The following is a 16384-nucleotide window of genomic DNA, read 5'->3' as shown; positions in this document are numbered from 1 at the left end:
GACGCTCCCTATCGCACACCCTGAAAGGCGGTGCGCTGTTGCAGCGCCCGCACCTGTTCGGCGGTCAGCGGCGTGTCGGCCGCGCCCTGATAGACGCCCTTGTCCAGATGGACCGGGCGCGGCGCTCCGTCCTCCCGGCAGCCGGCCAGCAGGACGACGGCGCCGAACGCCAGCACAGCGGCCCGGATGACGGTCACCGTCACAGCCCCTGCTTCTGCACAGGCAGGCCGCCAGTCGGACCGCCGGTGCCCTGGAACAGCGAACCGCCGGGCTGGCCGCGCTCCTGACCCGACTTGGTCTGGTAGGCGGCGCTCCAGCCCCAGGCGCCGGAACCGAAGCCGCGGGCGGCGACACGCTCGCGGTAGATGTCCGACACCTTGTCGGCATCGCCGGCCAGCAGCGCCTTGGTCGAGCACATCTCGGCGCAGAGCGGCAGCTTGCCCTCGGCCAAACGGTTGCGGCCGTACTTCTTGAACTCGGCCTCCGAATTGTCCGGCTCGGGACCGCCGGAGCAGAAGGTGCACTTGTCCATCTTGCCGCGGGTGCCGAAGTTGCCGGCCTGCGGGTACTGAGGCGCGCCGAACGGGCAGGCGTAGAAGCAATAGCCGCAGCCGATGCACAGATCCTTGTTGTGCAGGACCACGCCTTCGTCGGTCTGATAGAAGCAGTCGACCGGGCAGACCGCCTTGCAGGGCGCGTCGGAGCAATGCATGCAGGCGACCGAGATCGTCCGCTCCCCCGGCTTGCCGTCGTTGATGGTCACGACACGGCGGCGGTTGATGCCCCAGGGAATCTCGTGCTCGTTCTTGCAGGCGGTGACGCAGGCGTTGCACTCGATGCAGCGCTCGGCGTCGCACAGGAATTTCATCCGGGCCATGGTTCAAACTCCTGCGCGTCAGGCCGCCTGGATGCGGCAAAGGGTGGTCTTGGTTTCCTGCATCTGCGTCACCGAATCGTAGCCGTAGGTGGTCGCTGTGTTGGCGGCCTCGCCCAGCACGATCGGGTCGGCACCGGCCGGGTATTTGGAGCGCAGGTCCTGCCCCTGATACACGCCGCCGAAATGGAAGGGCATGAAGGCGACGCCGCGGCCGACACGCTCGGTCACCATCGCCTTGACCTTCACCTTGCCCTTTTCCGGGCCTTCGACCCAGACCAGCTGGCCGTCCTTGACGCCGGCATTGTTGGCGTCGAACGGGTTGATCTCGACGAACATGTCCTGCTGCAGCTCGGCCAGCCAGGGGTTGGAGCGTGTCTCGTCGCCGCCGCCCTCATACTCGACCAGACGGCCGGAGGTGAGGATGATCGGGTATTCCTTCGACACGTCGCGGTCCTGGATGGACTTGTAGAGCGTCGGGACGCGCCAGGACTTGGTGTCCTTGTAGGTCGGATAGCTGGCGACCAGATCGCGGCGCGGGGTGTAGAGCGGCTCGCGGTGGATCGGAACCGGGTCCGGGAAGTTCCAGGCGACGCAGCGGGCCTTGGCGTTGCCCGGCGGGTTCAGCCCGTGCTTGATCGCCACGCGCTGGATGCCGCCGGACAGGTCGGTGGTCCAGGACACCGCACCGATCTTGTCGCCGCCGATCTTCTGGATGACCGCCAGTTCCTCCGGCGTCAGGTCCGCGTCGAAGCCCAGCTTCTGGAGCATCGCCATGGTGACTTCCGGATAGCCGTCCTTGATCTCCGACCCTTCCGGATAGGAGCCCTCGGCCAGCAGCGTCACGCCGTTGCGCTCGACGCCGAAGCGGGCGCGGAAGGCGCCGCCGCCCTCTGCCACCGGCAGCGAGGTGTCATAGAGGTTGGCGGAGCCCGGATGCTTCATCTCCGGCGTGCCCCAGCACGGCCAGGGCAGGCCGAAATAATCGCCGTCGCACGGGCCGCCGACGGCGCGCAGCGTCGTCTTGTCGAAGGTGCCCTGATGCTGCATGTGCAGCTTGAGGCGCTCCGGCGACTGGCCGGTGTAGCCGACCGACCACATGCCGCGGTTCCATTCGCGGGTGATGTCCTCGACCGACGGCTCGTTGCCGTTGACCTTCACATTCTTGACCAGATCCGCCGCGAAGCCGAACTTCTTGGCGAAGAGATACATGATCTCGTGGTCGGTCTTCGATTCGAACAGCGGCTCCATGATCTTGTCGCGCCACTGGACCGAGCGGTTCGACGCGGTGGCGGAGCCGGAGGTCTCGAACTGGGTCGCCGCCGGCAGCAGGTAGAAGTTGTCCTTGCGGTCGGGCAGCACCGCCGTCATCGTCGGGTAGGGATCGACGACGACCAGCAGCTCCAGCTTCTCCATCGCCTTCTTCATGTCGGGCAGACGGACCTGGCTGTTCGGCGCATGGCCCCAGAAGACCATTCCCTTGACCGGGTTCGGCTGGTCCAGATTCTCCTTGGCCTCCAGCACGCCGTCGAACCAGCGCGACACCGGGATGCCGGTGCTCTCCATCAGCGCCTTGGAGCCGAAGCGCTTCAGGATGCTGTCGTACGGAAGATCCCAGACGCGCGCCCAGTGGCGCCACGCGCCCTCGGCCAGGCCGTAATAGCCGGGCAGGCTGTCCGAGGTGACGCCGAAGTCGGTCGCACCCTGGACGTTGTCGTGGCCGCGGAAGATGTTGGTGCCGCCCCCCGACACGCCGACATTGCCCAGCGCCAGCTGAAGCACGCAATAGGCGCGGGTGTTGTTGTTGCCGATGTGGTGCTGGGTGCCGCCCATGCACCAGACCAGCGTGCCCGGACGGTTGGAGGCCAGCGTGCGGGCGACGCGGTGCAGCTGCGAACCCGGAACGCCGGTGACGCGCTCCACCTCTTCCGGAGTCCATTTGGCGACCTCGGCGCGGATGTCGTCGAAGCCGTAGACGCGCTTGGCGATGTAGTCCTTGTCCTCCCAGCCGTTCTGGAGGACGTGCCAGAGGATGCCCCAGACCAGCGCCACGTCGGTGCCGGGACGGAAGCGGATATATTCGTTGGCGTGGGCGGCGGTGCGGGTGAAGCGCGGATCGGCGACGATCAGCGGGGCGGCGTTCTGCTCCTTCGCCTTCAGCACATGCATCATGGCGACGGGGTGCGCCTCGGCGGCATTCGAGCCGATGAAGAACAGCGCCTTCGACTTCTGGATGTCGTTGTAGCTGTTCGTCATGGCGCCGTAGCCCCAGACGTTCGCCACGCCGGCCACGGTGGTGGAGTGGCAGATGCGCGCCTGATGGTCAACGTTGTTGGTGCCCCAGAGTGCGGCGAACTTGCGGAACAGATAGGCCTGCTCGTTGCTGTGCTTGGCCGAGCCGAGCCAGAACACCGAATCCGGGCCGGACTGCTCGCGGATCGCCAGCAGCTTGGAACCGACCTCCTCGATGGCCTGGTCCCAGCTGATCCGGGTCCACTTGCCGTCGACCATCTTCATCGGATAGCGCAGGCGGCGCTCGCCATGGGCATGCTCGCGCACCGAGGCGCCCTTGGCGCAGTGCGAACCGAGGTTGATCGGGCTGTCGAAACCGGGCTCCTGCCCGATCCAGACGCCGTTCTGCACCTCGGCCACCACGGTGCAGCCGACCGAGCAGTGGGTGCAGACCGACTTGACCTGCTTGACCGGCGCACCGGCGACAGCCGCAGCGGTGGCGGCATCGGCTTTCTTCACCATGCCGAAGGGCATGGCGGAGGCCAGCGCGGCACCGCCGGCGGCGATGCCGGACGTGCGCAGGAAGGCGCGGCGGTCGACGGTTACGCCGGTGGCGGTGGCCAGCGTCTGGGTCAGGGTACGGGCGAGATGGCGGCCGCCGGAGGTGGCCGAGCTTTTCTTGATGAGCATCGGGGCGTTCCTCTTAGAAGCGGCTGACTTCGTAGACCTTCCGGACATGGTCGGTCTCGCGGTAGCCCGTGGAGGTCGTCTCTGCCGGCGCGGCCTCGGCCGTTCCGCCGGTGGCGGTCACGCCGGCCGCGACGGCGCCCAGCGCGCCGACACCGAGCCCGGCGGCGCGGAACAGGTCGCGCCGGGCGAGACCCTTGTCCGTGCCCTGCGTATCCTTGCCCTGTTTGACTGCTTCATCCGTGGCTTTGACCGCGTTCCGCGTCATGGCTTCGCTCCTCACCTTTACGCCGCAAGGTCGAAGGCGCGCGCCTCGACCGCCAGAAAACTCCGTCCGACCGCACCGACCGCCCGATAGAAGCGGGCCGACGGCGAGGTCTCCAAATCCGCAAAGAACCGCCCGGCCCAGGAGCCGACGTGACGGTCGAAAAAGGCCCGCTGCCCGTCGAGACCGACGGTGTCGCCGTCCTCCGGCGCGAACTCGCCGCCGATCAGGCCGGCCATCATCTCGCACAGGGCGGCGATGTGGTCTTCCGGCTCCGTCACGCCGTCGGCCCGCGCGATGCCCAGCCGCGCCATGGCGACGCGCAGCTCCGCCAAAGGCTTCTCGTTCAGGAAACCGGTCAGGTAGAAGGATCCGTAGGGGGTGCGCTCGCTGCCGCCGACGCCGATGAAGAGGGTGGTGAACTCTTCCTCCACCGCCGCCGGGTCACTGTCGCGTGCCGCTTCGGCCAGACGGTCGAGGGCCGCGCCGAACTCGCCGCCCTCTCCCGCCAGCCCGCCCAGCGCGGTCAGGAACGCCGCATCGGGCGCACGCGCGAGCAGGCGCGCCAGCAGGGCATAGACCTGCGCGCGGAACAGCTCTTCCTCCGCCACCGCGGGGGGGACGATGTGATCGACGGCGCTGGACACGTGCCGCAAACTCCTCCCGGAAACGCAAGACAGGGGCGTCGGCGTCCGCGGTCCTACCGCGCGCCGTTCCTGGAACCGACCCTTGCACCCCTTTTGATGCACCTGCGAAAAGCTGTTGCCTTACAGTGGCTTAGCAATCCACAGACTGACAATAGAAGGACTGAACCTATCCTTTTGTCAACCAAGGACGCGCCCGGAAGTGGAAACAAATGAATCTTTGTCGAGGCGCTATGCTTGCGGCAACAGAGCGCCCCTTTGTTTTGAGGGGGTCTGTGCCGGCGCGACGATCCGTCGCATTCCGGGAGTGAATTTGCGAGGGAGATTGGCGGTCGGGGCAAGCCCCCTCCCCCCGGGGGAGAGGGGGATGCGTGGGGCGGATGAAGCGGGTGATGGAAGCTGTGCGCGGATTGAGAGGGCCTCGCCGTGCGTCCCCCTCACCCTAGGTCCTGTCTGACGGCCTACTGACGCGCAGGCATCGCTGGATCATGGCGAGCCTGATGAAGGTCATGTAGTTGACGGCAAGCTTGTCATGTCGCGTGGCAACGGATCGGTCACGTCCCAGAGCGTGGTGTAGGAACTGTGGGTAAGCGGCCCGCCGAAGCGCCTTCACATGGCTGGCGTAGGCGGGCCGGTTCCCCACAGCGGGGCGGTCATCGTGGATCTTCGGTAGAGTCTGGTCACCACACCTCAACCCGACCGAAGGATGACCACGATGACCGACGAGATGATGGCGCTTCGCGCGCTGCTGGAGAAGAGCCCTGACGCCGACGTTCTGCGCGAGATGATCGGTTTCGCGGCCGAGCGGCTGATGGAGTTGGAGGTGCAGGGCCTGACTGGTGCTGCCCACGGCGAGCGCTCCGCCGAGCGGCTGGTCCAGCGCAACGGCTACCGCGAGCGCGACTGGGAAACCCGCGCCGGCACCGTCGAGCTGCGCATCCCAAAACTGCGCAAGGGTTCGTACTTCCCCGGTTTCCTGGAGCCGCGCCGGATGGCCGAGAAGGCGCTGACCGCGGTGATCCAGGAAGCCTACGTGCACGGCATCTCGACGCGCTCGGTGGACGACCTGGTCAAGGCGCTCGGCATGGGCGGCATCTCCAAGAGCCAGGTCAGCCGGCTGTGCGAAGAGATCGACGAGCGGGTGAAGACCTTCCTGGAGCGCCCCATCGAAGGCGACTGGCCGTACCTGTGGATTGACGCCACCTATGTGAAGGTCCGCCAGAATGGCCGCATCGTCTCGGTCGCCGTCACCATCGCGGTGGCGGTGAACACCGATGGCCGGCGCGAGGTGCTGGGCATGGACATCGGCGCCTCGGAGGCGGAGACCTTCTGGATCGACTTCCTGCGTAAGCTCAAGCGCCGCGGCTTGGCCGGCGTGAAGCTGGTGATCTCCGACGCCCACGAGGGCATCAAGGCCGCCGTGTCCAAGGTGTTCCGCGCCACGTGGCAGCGCTGTCGGGTGCATTTCATGCGCAACGTGCTGGCGCATGCCGGCCGGAGCGGCCGGCGCGTGGTGTCGGCCTTCATTGCCACGGCGTTTGCCCAGGACGACGCCGGCGCCGCCAAGGCGCAGTGGCGCCAAGTCGCCGATCAGGTCCGCCCCAAGCTGCCGAAGCTGGCCGCCCTGCTCGACGAGGCCGAGGACGACGTGCTGGCCTTCATGACCTTCCCCAAGGAGCACCGCGCCAAGATCCACAGCACGAACCCACTGGAACGCCTGAACGGCGAGATCAAGCGGCGCACCGAGGTGGTCGGCATCTTTCCCAACGAGGCGGCGATCACCCGGTTGATCGGTGCCATCCTGCTCGAACAGAACGACGAATGGGCGGTGCAGCGGGCGCGTTACATGACCCTGGAAACCATCGCCCCGCTGCGCGATGATCTTGCCCTCACGTTGCCCGCTGCGGCCGCGTGACCGTCCCGGCCAGAACTGCCGGAGACCAGATGAGCGCCCCGGCTCCTACACCACGCCTCGGGACACGACCCAACGGATCGGCATCCTTTGAGCCATCCGATGCCACGCTCGACGACGTTTCGTCGCCGGTATGCCTCCCGATCGAACCGAGGCGGCCTGCCGCGGTGGGTTCGCCTGCGTTCGTCCTTGCGCATGGCAATGACCGGTTCGATGTGGCGGCGTCGCAGGTACTGACGAAAGCGATTGGCGCTGTAGCCCTTGTCGCCAGCCAGCTTTCGAGGCTTGGTGCGTCGGCGCCCTCGGCGGGTGGGCAAGCTGACCGCCTCCAAGGCGGCGACGGCGAAGGAGATTTCCTGAAGCTGACCTGCGCTCAGCACGGCGGCCAGCGGCAGGCCGTTGCCATCGGTCACCAAATGGATTTTGGTCCCGAAGCCCCCGCGGGAGCGGCCGAGTGCGTGGTCGGCCGGCTCGTCCGAGCCCCCCTTTTTCCGCCCCCAGCCGCCGAGCGACTGGCCCGGATGCTGGTGCCGTCGATGCACCAGAGGTCCACATCGATCCGACCATCCGCATCAAGCTGCAAGCGCAGCCGGTCGAGGATCCGCTCGAACAGCCCGTCGCAACGCCATCGCACAAAGCGTTCGTAGATCGTCTGCCAGGGGCCGTAGCGTTCGGGAATGTCCCGCCATTGGGCGCCGGTGTTCAGCTTCCACATCAGCCCATCAACCACTTGACGGTGATCCCGCCACACACCGCCACCTCGCGGATTCGACCGCGGCATCAAATCCGCGATCCGATCCCACTGCGCATCGCTCAGTTCGTAGCGTCGCAGCCCTGTCGCATCGTAAGCCATCAAACTGACCTTGGGCTCTAAACCACAACGTCAATAGGCTCGTCAGACAGGACCTAACCCTCTCCCCGGGGGGAGAGGGGATTGGCGGTGGGGGAGTGGGGGTGTCGCTTACCTCGGCAACCTCGGCGTCAGTCGCGGGCGGAGCCTCAAGGACGCCCTCCGCCTCCTCGTCCAGCGTGTCGAGGAAGCCCTTGCCGACGCGGTAGAGGGTCTTCACCGGCACCCCGCCGGTGAACAGGCTGGCATAGTCGTCGGCGTAGTCCTTCAACCCGTCGTCGTTGGCGTAGATCGGGTCGGAGGTCCACAGCTTGCGCATGGCCTGGCGGTGCAGATCCTCCGGCACCTCGGCCCGCAGGAAGGGGGTGAAGTCGGACTCGCCGGTCAGGTCCTCGACCGGCGGCAGATCCTTCAGCGGATCGTCGGCCTCGGCGTCCGGCTGGACGGTGCCGGCCGCGCCGTCCTCCGATAGGGCAACGGGAAGCTCCGCATCCTCCTCCACCGGCGGAACAACGGCCGGCGGCACCTCCACCGGGGCCGGCTCCGGCCTGACCGCCGTGCGTTTCAGGCGCGACCAGCGCGACAGGAAGGCTTCGTCGCTCACCGCCGCCCCTCCTCCTTCTCGAAGTGGCGCTTGCGCTCGCGCTTGTGGAAGGGGACGTCGACATGGTGCTGCTCGACGAAGTCGCGGACCAGCGCGATCACCTCCGACGGCATCGGCACCGTCTCCACCACATCGGCCCCGATCTGGTACCCCTCCCCTTCATGGGCCGACGCCGTGACCGTGAAGGGCACCAGTTCCTCTCCGTCTCCGCCGGGACGCATCACCACCCACAGGCGCGGCGGGTCCTGCGACAGGTTCAGGCGGTAGCCCTCGGTGTCGGTGCGGAACAGTTCCAGCGTCAGGGTGGCGGCGTGGCTGTGGCTCCAGCCCTCCCCCTCCATCAGCAGGCGGCCGGGCGGCTCGACCGGGCCGGCGCCGGGGATGACCGAAACCGGGCGCCAGCTCCAATCGGCCCAGGCGGTGACGCCGCGGCGGCGCTCCACCACGATGCCCAGCGGCATGGTCTCGATGCGTTCCAGGGCTTGGGTGAGGGGCTTGTCCGTCATGACGCATGTCCCGACGCCAGCAGGCGTTCCGCCTCGGCCAGATCCTCCGGCCGGTTGGTGTTGAAGAAGGGATCCACAGGATCGATGGCAAAGTCGGCGACGGCCAGCTGGTAGCGGGTGGTCCAGGCATCGACCTTGCGCATGCCCTCCTCCACCATGGCCCGGCGCAGGTCGCCGGCCAGACGGATCGGCCACAGCCCGAAGACCGGATGGTCCTGCCCGCCCGACCGGGCACAGGCGAGGTCGGCGCCCTCATGCTCCAGCGCCGCCACCATGCGGGTGACGAGATCGCGCGGGATGAAGGGCGCGTCGGTGGCGAAGCTGGCGACCCAGGCGATGCCGGGGGCGGTGCCGCGCATCCACTCCATGCCGGTCAGCACCCCGGCGAGCGGGCCGGCATAACCCTCCACCACATCGGCGGCGACCGGCAAATGGAGATGGGCGAAGCGCGCCGGGTCGCCGTTGGCGTTCAGCACCAGCGGCCCGACCTGCGGCCGGACGGTGGCGACGATGCGCTCCAGGATGCTGCGGTCGCCCAGCGGGCGCAGGCACTTGTCGCCGCCGCCCATCCGGCGCGACAGGCCACCGGCCAGCAGAACGCCGCCAATGTCGGGATGGGTTGAGTTAGTCGTCATCGCGGCTTCCCTTGCGTCCATGCCGGCGATCCTCATCGTCGGCTCCCGCGGCATCGGTGTCGAACACCAGCCGGTCGGTGCCGGCCAGCGCGATGAAACGCCTGCCTTTGGCCCGGCCGACCAGCGTCAGGTTGGCCTGCCGCGCCAGCTGCACGCCCCAGGCGGTGAAGCCGGAGCGGGAGACCAGGATCGGAATGCCCATCTGCACCGTCTTGATTACCATCTCGGAGGTCAGGCGGCCGGTGGTGTAGAAAATCTTGTCCGAAGCGGAAATGCCGTTCAGGTGCATGTAGCCGGCAACCTTGTCCACCGCATTGTGCCGGCCGACATCCTCCATGTAGACCAGCGGCCGGTCCTCCTGGCACAGCACGCTGCCATGGATGGCGCCAGCCTCCAGATAGAGGCTGGGCTGCAGGTTGATCTGCTTGGACAGCGCATAGATCCACGAGGTGCGGAGACGCACATCGGCCGGCAGGCTGACAGCCTCGAAGGTCTCCATCACGTCGCCGAAGGCCGTGCCCTGGGCGCAGCCGGAGGTCAGCGTCTTCTTCTTCAGCTTGGACTCGTAATCGGTCGCGCGCTCGGTGCGGACGACGACGGTGTCGGTCTCCTCGTCCACGTCGATGCCGGTGATGCGGTCGTCGCGCCGCAGCATGTTCTGGTTCAGCAGATAGCCGACGGCCAGACAGTCGGGATAGTCGCCGATCGTCATCATGGTGACGATCTCCTGGCCGTTCAGGTACAGGGTCAGCGGCCGCTCGACCGTCACGGCGGTCTCGATCCCGCGGCCGTCCTGGTCCAGGCCGCGGACACGCTCGGTCAGCTTGGGATTCGCCGGGTCCGGCGCTATGGTGAAGGTCTTCAGGCTCATGGTCGGGCTCATGCGCGCGAGTGTGGGCGAGCGGCGTCCGTCGGACAAGCCCTCGCCGAAATGATTCGAACAGTGATTTGGACTTCATGCAGGATTTTTCCCAAGCCCTGGCCGTGGCTTTTTCCATGATCCTGTCGATGGACGACGCACTGATGCGGATCATCGGCCTGTCCTTGCGGGTCAGCCTGTCCGCCGTCGCCATCGCCACGCTGATCGGCCTGCCGCTGGGGGCCGCCGTCGCGGCGCTCAACTTTCCCGGCCGCCGCGCCGTCGCCGTCGCGCTGAACACCATGATGGGGCTGCCGCCGGTGGTGGTCGGTCTGGTGGTCTATCTGCTGCTGTCGCGCTCCGGCCCGTTCGGGGTGCTGGGGCTGCTGTTCACGCCGACGGCGATGATCGTCGCCCAGACGGTGATGATCGTGCCCATCGTCGCGTCGCTCGCCCGCCAGACGGTGGAGGATTCGCTGGTCGAATATGACGATTTGCTGCGCGTCACCGGAGCGAGCCCCTTGAGGCGCCTGACCACCCTGCTGGCGGAGGCGCGCTGGAGCCTCGTCACCACCGTGCTGGCCGGTTTCGGCCGCGCCTCGGCGGAGGTCGGGGCAGTGATGATCGTCGGCGGCAACATCGAGCAGGTCACCCGCGTCATGACCACCGCCATCGCGCTGGAGACCAGCAAGGGCGACCTGCCGATGGCGCTGGGGCTGGGATTGGTGCTGATGACCCTGTCGCTGGCGGTGAACCTCACCGCATCGCTGCTGAAGGAGACGGCGGCCCGACCGGCCTGAGGCCCTGCCCTGGATTGGAAAAGATCGGCCGAGCCTTTGCACCCGCGTCCAGACTGCGCTATGTCAGCGAAGCAACAACGATGCGGGGGGAATTGTAAGAATGCTGCGCCGTTCATTCGTGCTGGGCTTTGCCGCCGCCGTGACCGTGGCCGGTCTGGTCCAGGTCGCCACCCCGTCGGCAGCATCGGCCGCCGACCGCTTCATCACCGTGGCCTCCACCACCTCGACCGAGGATTCCGGCCTGTTCGGCTCGCTCCTGCCTAAATTCACCGCCAAGACCGGCATCGAGGTGCGGGTCGTCGCCAAGGGAACCGGCCAAGCCATCGACCTCGCCAAGCGCGGCGACGCCGACGTGCTGTTCGTCCACCACAAGCCGTCGGAGGACAAGTTCGTCGCAGAGGGCTTCGCCACCGTGCGCAGGCCGGTGATGTACAACGACTTCGTCATCGTCGGCCCGTCCAGCGACCCGGCCGGCGTCAAGGGCAGCAGGGACGTCGCCCAGTCCCTGTCGAAGATCGCCGGGGCCAAGGCGCCCTTCGTGTCGCGCGGCGACGACAGCGGCACGCACAAGGCCGAACTGTCCTTGTGGAAGACCGCCAACCTCGACCCGGCGAAGGCGGATGGCGGCTGGTACCGCTCCATCGGCCAGGGCATGGGGCCGACGCTGAACACCGCCGCCGCGATGAACGGCTATGCCCTGACCGACCGCGGAACCTGGCTGAACTTCAAGAACCGCGGCCCGCTGACGGTTCTGGTCGAGGGCGACAAGCGCCTGTTCAACCAGTATGGCGTGATGCTGGTCAACCCGGCCAAGTTCGCCCACGTCAAGGCGGCCGACGGCCAGGCCTTCGTCGACTGGCTGGTCTCCGCCGAAGGGCAGAAGGCCATCGCCGACTACCAGATCAACGGCGAGCAGCTGTTCTTCCCGAACGCCAACGAACCGGGGGCGTAAGGAGCGGCGGGTTCCTGCGATCCTGCCGTCCGGAAGGGTCGCGGGAACCGTCCAGCCAGCGTTTGTCCGGATCGCCCCTGACAAGATTCCCATTCCCATCGCCCCGCATTCCCCCATATGAGTGTCCTCAGGCCAGGGGCGTCAGCCCCAAGCGACAGGAGTTTTGGGGACGATGAAGATCGGCGAACGGACGGTGCTCGTCTGCGATTGTGCGCACAGCATCGCGCTGGACGGGACGGCGCTGGGCAAGGCTTGCGGCGACGGCGGCACCCCCACCGTGCACACCCAGCTCTGCCGGGCGCAGCTTGACCGTTTCGAGGCGGCGGTCGCCGCCGGCCAGCCGCTGCTGGTCGCCTGCACCCAGGAAGCACCGCTGTTTGCCGAGATCGCGGCGGAGGTGGCGCCCGACACCTCCCTGACCTTCACCAACATCCGCGAGCGCGCCGGCTGGTCGGACGAGGGTGCCCAGGCGCTGCCGAAGATCGCGGGCCTGCTGGCCGAGGCTGCCCTGCCGATCCCGGCCACCGGTGCGCTGACCCTGACCTCCCAGGGCACCTGCCTGGTCTATGGCAACGACGAGCGCGCCATCGAGGCCGGCCGGGAACTGGCCAAGCGGCTGGACGTCACCGTTCTGCTGACCAGTGCCAAGGACATCCCGCCGCCGCCGGTGATGGACGCGGCGATCTTCCGCGGCCGCATCCGCAGCGCCCGCGGCTGGGTCGGCGCCTTCGAGATCGTGGTGGACGACTACGCCCCGGCCCTGCCCTCCTCCCGCGGTGCGCTGGGGTTCGAGCCGGTGCGGCAGGGGGCGTCGGCCCGCTGCGACCTGATCCTCGATTTGACCGGCGGCACGCCGCTGTTCCCCGACCACAAGCGCCGCGACGGCTATCTGCGGCCCGATCCCAACAGCCCGGCACAGGTCGCCAAGGCGCTGCTGGACATCGCCGATCTGGTCGGCGAGTTCGAGAAGCCGCGCTTCGTCGACTTCAAGGCCGATCTCTGCGCCCATTCGCGCAGCCGCAAGACCGGCTGCACCCGCTGCCTCGATGTCTGCCCGACCGGGGCGATCACGCCGAACGGCGACCATGTCGCCATCGACCCGCATGTCTGCGCCGGTTGCGGATCCTGCGCCGCAGTCTGCCCGACCGGTGCTGCGACCTACGCCCTGCCGCCGGCCGCGACCGTCTATGAGAGGCTGCGCACGCTGCTGGCCACCTACCGCAAGGCCGGCGGCGCAGCGCCCGCACTGCTGATCCACGATCCGCGCCATGGCGATGCGCTGGTCGGCATGATGGCGCGGCATGGCCGCGGCCTGCCGGCCCGCGTGCTGCCCTTCGCGCTGAACGAGGTGACGCAGGTCGGCTTCGACCTGTTCGCCCTGGCGCTGGCCTATGGCTGCACCCATGTCCGCCTGCTGACCGGACCGGAAAACGACGGCGAGACCGCCGGCCTCGCCTCGCAGATCGGGCTGGCGGAGGCCGCCTTCAGCGGCCTCGGCTACGGCTCCGGCCGGGTGGCGGTGATCGACGCCGCCGATCCCGACGCGGTGGCGGACGAGCTGTGGGCCCTGCCGGCCGACGCGGTCGAGGCGGGGATGTTCCTGCCGATGGGGCCGAAGCGCACGGTCACCATGCTGGCGCTGCGCCATCTGCACAAGACCGCTCCGGCCCCGGTGGAGGTTCTGCCGCTGCCGCCGGGCGCGCCCTTCGGCCGGGTTTCGGTGGCTGTCGAAGGCTGCACGCTGTGCCTGTCCTGCGTCGGGGCCTGCCCGACCGGGGCGCTGCTCGACAATGCCGACAAGCCGATGCTGTCCTTCGCCCAGGACGCCTGCGTGCAGTGCGGCCTGTGCAAGACCACCTGCCCGGAGAAGGTCATCTCCCTGGTGCCGGAGATCGACTTCCGAGACCAGGCCCGCGGTGCCGCCGTGGTGAAGGAAGAGGAACCCTTCTGCTGCGTGTCCTGCGGCAAGCCCTTCGCCACCAGATCCTCCATCGAGAAGATCGTGACGACGCTGGCGGGCAAGCACTGGATGTTCGCCACGCCGGAGGCCGCCAACCGCATCCGCATGTGCGAGGACTGCCGCGTCCGCGACCAGTTCGAGCGCGGCAACGAGCCCTTCGCCCTGGGTCAGCGGCCGGTGCCGCGCACCACCGACGACGACCTGCGCGAACGCGAGGAAGCCGAGCGGGCGGCACAACCGGCGGCGGTGCGGCAAAAGCTGATGTGACGCCGAGACCTCTTGATCGCCGTCAAAGTCGGCATACCGTGATGTGGAATACGCTCCCGTCACCGTTGCACATGGTGCGTGTGACGAACATATACTGTGGTGGCCCGTCAGCGGCCGCCCCTGGAGTCCAGCGATGACCAAGCTCGTGTCCGAAACCTCGCCGTCAGGCGCCCTCGCTCCGCTGGTCGATCCGTTCGGCCGCAAGGTGGAGTATCTGCGCGTGTCGGTGACCGACCGCTGCGACCTTCGCTGCGTCTACTGCATGGCCGAGGACATGAGCTTCCTGCCGAAGGCGGAGGTGCTGACGCTGGAGGAGCTGGACCGGCTGTGCAGCGCCTTCGTCAAGCTGGGCACGCGCAAGCTGCGGCTGACCGGCGGCGAACCGCTGGTGCGGCGCGACGTGATGCGGCTGATCCATGCGCTGGGCCGCCACATCAAGTCGGGCGACCTGGACGAGCTGACGCTGACCACCAACGGTACCATGCTGTTCAAGCACGCCGCCGGGCTGTATGAGGCCGGCGTGCGGCGAATCAATGTGTCGCTGGACACGCTCGATCCGCACAAGTTCCAGGCCATCACCCGCTGGGGCAAGCTGGACAAGATCCTGGGCGGCATCCAGGCGGCCAAGGAAGCCGGGCTGAAGATCAAGATCAACACGGTGGCGCTGAAGGGCGTCAACGACGACGAGATCCACCGCATGGTGGCCTGGTGCGGCGAGCAGGGCTTCGACCTGACCTTCATCGAGGTGATGCCGATGGGCGACATCGGCGAGGGTGCCCGGCTCGACCAGTATTGGCCGCTGACCATGCTGAAGGCCGAGTTGCAGACGCGCTGGACCCTGACCGAGAGCGACCACCGCACCGGCGGCCCCGCCCGCTATGTCCGGGTGGAGGAGACCGGCCAGCGCGTCGGCTTCATCACCCCGCTGACCCATAACTTCTGCGAAAGCTGCAACCGTGTGCGGCTGACCTGCACCGGCACGCTCTATATGTGCCTCGGCCAGGAGGACGCCGCCGACCTGCGCACGCCGCTGCGCGTCAGCGACGAGGACGGCCCGCTGATCGACGCGGTGCGCGAGGCGATCACCCGCAAGCCCAAGGGCCACGACTTCATCATCGACCGCCGCCACCAGGGTCCGGCCGTCGGGCGGCACATGAGCGTCACCGGGGGGTAAGGCACCGCCTCACGTGCTTTCCGATCGGCAACCAAGAGCGAGCGCCGCCATGCCCCTGCCCTTCCTGACCGGACTGCGCGTCATCGACCTCGGGCAATATCTGCCCGGCCCCTATGCGGCACAGCTTCTCGGCGACCTGGGCGCCACGGTGGTGAAGGTGGAGCCGCCGGGGGGCGACCCGCTGCGCCGGCTCGGCCCCGCCGACAGCGACGGCACCACCGCCGCCTACAAGCTGCTGAATGCCGGCAAGACAGTCATCCGCATCGACCTGAAATCGGCCGAAGGGCGCGCGGCGCTGGAAGGGCTGCTGGCGAAGGCCGACGCGCTGATCGAAAGCTACCGGCCGGGCGTGATGGACAAGCTGGGGCTTGGGCGGGAAAGGTTGCGGGAGATCAACCCGCGGCTGGTCCATGCCAGCCTGTCGGGCTGGGGCTATGACGGCCCCTATGCGGCGCGGGCCGGGCACGACCTGAACTACATGGCGGTCGGCGGTGGGCTGGACGCCTCCGGACTGCCGGACCGGCCGGTGATCAGCTACCTGCCGGTCGCCGATTTCGCCTCGGCCCAGCAGACGGCGCTGGCGGTGGCCGGCGCGCTGCTGGGGCGGGAGCGGACGGGACAGGGCTGTTTCCTCGACCTGTCGATCATGGAGTCGGTGCTGGGCTGGCAGGGCATGACCCTGACCGCGGCGGCGCGCGGCACCCTGCCGAAGCGCGGCGAGGCGCTGCTGTCGGGCGGCGCCGCCTGCTACCGCATCTACCGCACCGCCGACGGCCGCTTCGTCACCCTGTCGGCGCTGGAGGCCAAGTTCTGGCAGGGCTTCTGCGAGGCGGTCGGCCGTCCCGACTGGATCGCCCGCCAGGACGATCCCCTGCCCCAGACCGCCCTGACGGCCGAGCTGGAGGCGCTGTTCGCCGGCCGGACGCTGGCGGACTGGAAGGCTCTGCTCGATCCGGTCGATTGCTGTTTCGAGGCCCTGCCGGACCTGACGGAGGTCCACGACCATCCGCACATCGCCGCCCGCGGGCAGGTGCGCGTCTCGGCCGGCCCGGAGCCGCTGGTGGAGACGCTGATGGGACTGCGGGTCGACGGCGCCCCGCCGCCGTCCCGCGCGCCTTTGCGGGAAAGCGATGCCGCGGCGGTGCTGGCCGGCTGGGAATAGG

The 16384-nt window shown here is 68.2% G+C and carries 15 protein-coding genes and 1 pseudogene; 6 read left to right on the top strand and 10 right to left on the bottom strand.

What is annotated here, in order from left to right; translation table 11 throughout:
- Window positions 1-8: 8 nt before the first annotated feature.
- The 5 genes from ACWPN3_RS27340 to ACWPN3_RS27320 are packed head-to-tail and all read right to left on the bottom strand — an operon-like array spanning window position 9 to window position 4705.
- Entirely contained in the window at window positions 9-197 is a 189-nt protein-coding gene (locus tag ACWPN3_RS27340) for a hypothetical protein (protein WP_492240133.1), read from the bottom strand.
- A gap of 2 nt (window positions 198-199) precedes the next feature.
- Window positions 200-877, bottom strand: a complete 678-nt coding sequence (gene fdh3B, locus ACWPN3_RS27335; protein ID WP_492240132.1) for a formate dehydrogenase FDH3 subunit beta — start codon at window positions 875-877, stop codon at window positions 200-202.
- 18 nt (window positions 878-895) lie between these two features.
- Entirely contained in the window at window positions 896-3796 is a 2901-nt protein-coding gene (locus ACWPN3_RS27330) for a formate dehydrogenase subunit alpha (RefSeq protein ID WP_109450558.1), read from the bottom strand.
- A 13-nt stretch (window positions 3797-3809) separates the two neighbouring features.
- Window positions 3810-4061, bottom strand: a complete 252-nt coding sequence (locus ACWPN3_RS27325; protein WP_247873215.1) for a formate dehydrogenase — start codon at window positions 4059-4061, stop codon at window positions 3810-3812.
- A 17-nt stretch (window positions 4062-4078) separates the two neighbouring features.
- Window positions 4079-4705, bottom strand: a complete 627-nt coding sequence (locus ACWPN3_RS27320; protein WP_492240130.1) for a TorD/DmsD family molecular chaperone — start codon at window positions 4703-4705, stop codon at window positions 4079-4081.
- Window positions 4706-5417: 712 nt separating this feature from the next.
- Here ACWPN3_RS27320 and ACWPN3_RS27315 point away from each other — a divergent pair.
- Window positions 5418-6617, top strand: a complete 1200-nt coding sequence (locus ACWPN3_RS27315) for an IS256 family transposase (protein WP_492240129.1) — start codon at window positions 5418-5420, stop codon at window positions 6615-6617.
- Here the strand turns inward: ACWPN3_RS27315 and ACWPN3_RS27310 are convergent.
- The 5 genes and pseudogenes from ACWPN3_RS27310 to fdhD all read right to left on the bottom strand — a co-directional run bounded on the left by ACWPN3_RS27310 (window position 6545) and on the right by fdhD (window position 10080).
- Window positions 6545-7395, bottom strand: a pseudogene (locus ACWPN3_RS27310) (IS5 family transposase). The gene ACWPN3_RS27315 and the pseudogene ACWPN3_RS27310 overlap by 73 nt on opposite strands.
- Entirely contained in the window at window positions 7337-8068 is a 732-nt protein-coding gene (locus tag ACWPN3_RS27305) for a DUF3306 domain-containing protein (RefSeq protein ID WP_492261849.1), read from the bottom strand. Before ACWPN3_RS27305 ends, ACWPN3_RS27310 begins: the two are co-directional and overlap by 59 nt.
- Window positions 8065-8574 carry a DUF3305 domain-containing protein gene (locus ACWPN3_RS27300; RefSeq protein ID WP_492240127.1) on the bottom strand — a complete coding sequence of 170 codons (510 nt, stop codon included), beginning with the start codon at window positions 8572-8574 and terminating at the stop codon, window positions 8065-8067. Before ACWPN3_RS27300 ends, ACWPN3_RS27305 begins: the two co-directional genes overlap by 4 nt.
- Window positions 8571-9209, bottom strand: a complete 639-nt coding sequence (gene mobA, locus ACWPN3_RS27295) for a molybdenum cofactor guanylyltransferase MobA (RefSeq protein ID WP_492240126.1) — start codon at window positions 9207-9209, stop codon at window positions 8571-8573. The genes ACWPN3_RS27300 and mobA overlap by 4 nt, the downstream gene beginning before the upstream one ends.
- Entirely contained in the window at window positions 9199-10080 is an 882-nt protein-coding gene (fdhD, locus tag ACWPN3_RS27290; RefSeq protein ID WP_109453151.1) for a formate dehydrogenase accessory sulfurtransferase FdhD, read from the bottom strand. Before fdhD ends, mobA begins: the two co-directional genes overlap by 11 nt.
- A gap of 86 nt (window positions 10081-10166) precedes the next feature.
- On the opposite strand from fdhD, the gene ACWPN3_RS27285 reads away from it, so the two are divergent.
- From ACWPN3_RS27285 to ACWPN3_RS27265, 5 genes are all read left to right on the top strand, one after another.
- The gene (locus tag ACWPN3_RS27285; protein ID WP_492261848.1) at window positions 10167-10868 is read left to right on the top strand and encodes an ABC transporter permease; all 702 of its coding nucleotides are present in this window, start codon (window positions 10167-10169) and stop codon (window positions 10866-10868) included.
- A 100-nt stretch (window positions 10869-10968) separates the two neighbouring features.
- Window positions 10969-11820, top strand: a complete 852-nt coding sequence (locus ACWPN3_RS27280; RefSeq protein ID WP_492240124.1) for an ABC transporter substrate-binding protein — start codon at window positions 10969-10971, stop codon at window positions 11818-11820.
- Window positions 11821-11992: 172 nt separating this feature from the next.
- Window positions 11993-14047, top strand: coding sequence for a 4Fe-4S dicluster domain-containing protein (locus ACWPN3_RS27275; RefSeq protein ID WP_492240123.1), 2055 nt, complete (start codon window positions 11993-11995; stop codon window positions 14045-14047).
- Between the two features lie 133 nt (window positions 14048-14180).
- Window positions 14181-15221, top strand: a complete 1041-nt coding sequence (gene moaA / locus ACWPN3_RS27270) for a GTP 3',8-cyclase MoaA (protein WP_109450573.1) — start codon at window positions 14181-14183, stop codon at window positions 15219-15221.
- Window positions 15222-15270: 49 nt separating this feature from the next.
- Window positions 15271-16383 (top strand): CaiB/BaiF CoA transferase family protein, encoded by a 1113-nt coding sequence (locus ACWPN3_RS27265; protein WP_492240122.1) that lies wholly within the window; start codon window positions 15271-15273, stop codon window positions 16381-16383.
- The last annotated feature ends 1 nt before the right edge of the window (window position 16384 follow it).

It is taken from the genome of Azospirillum sp. UENF 111221, assembly GCF_058780625.1.
The sequence above is the reverse complement of the archived record's forward strand: the minus strand, read 5'-3'. Positions and strand labels throughout refer to the sequence as shown.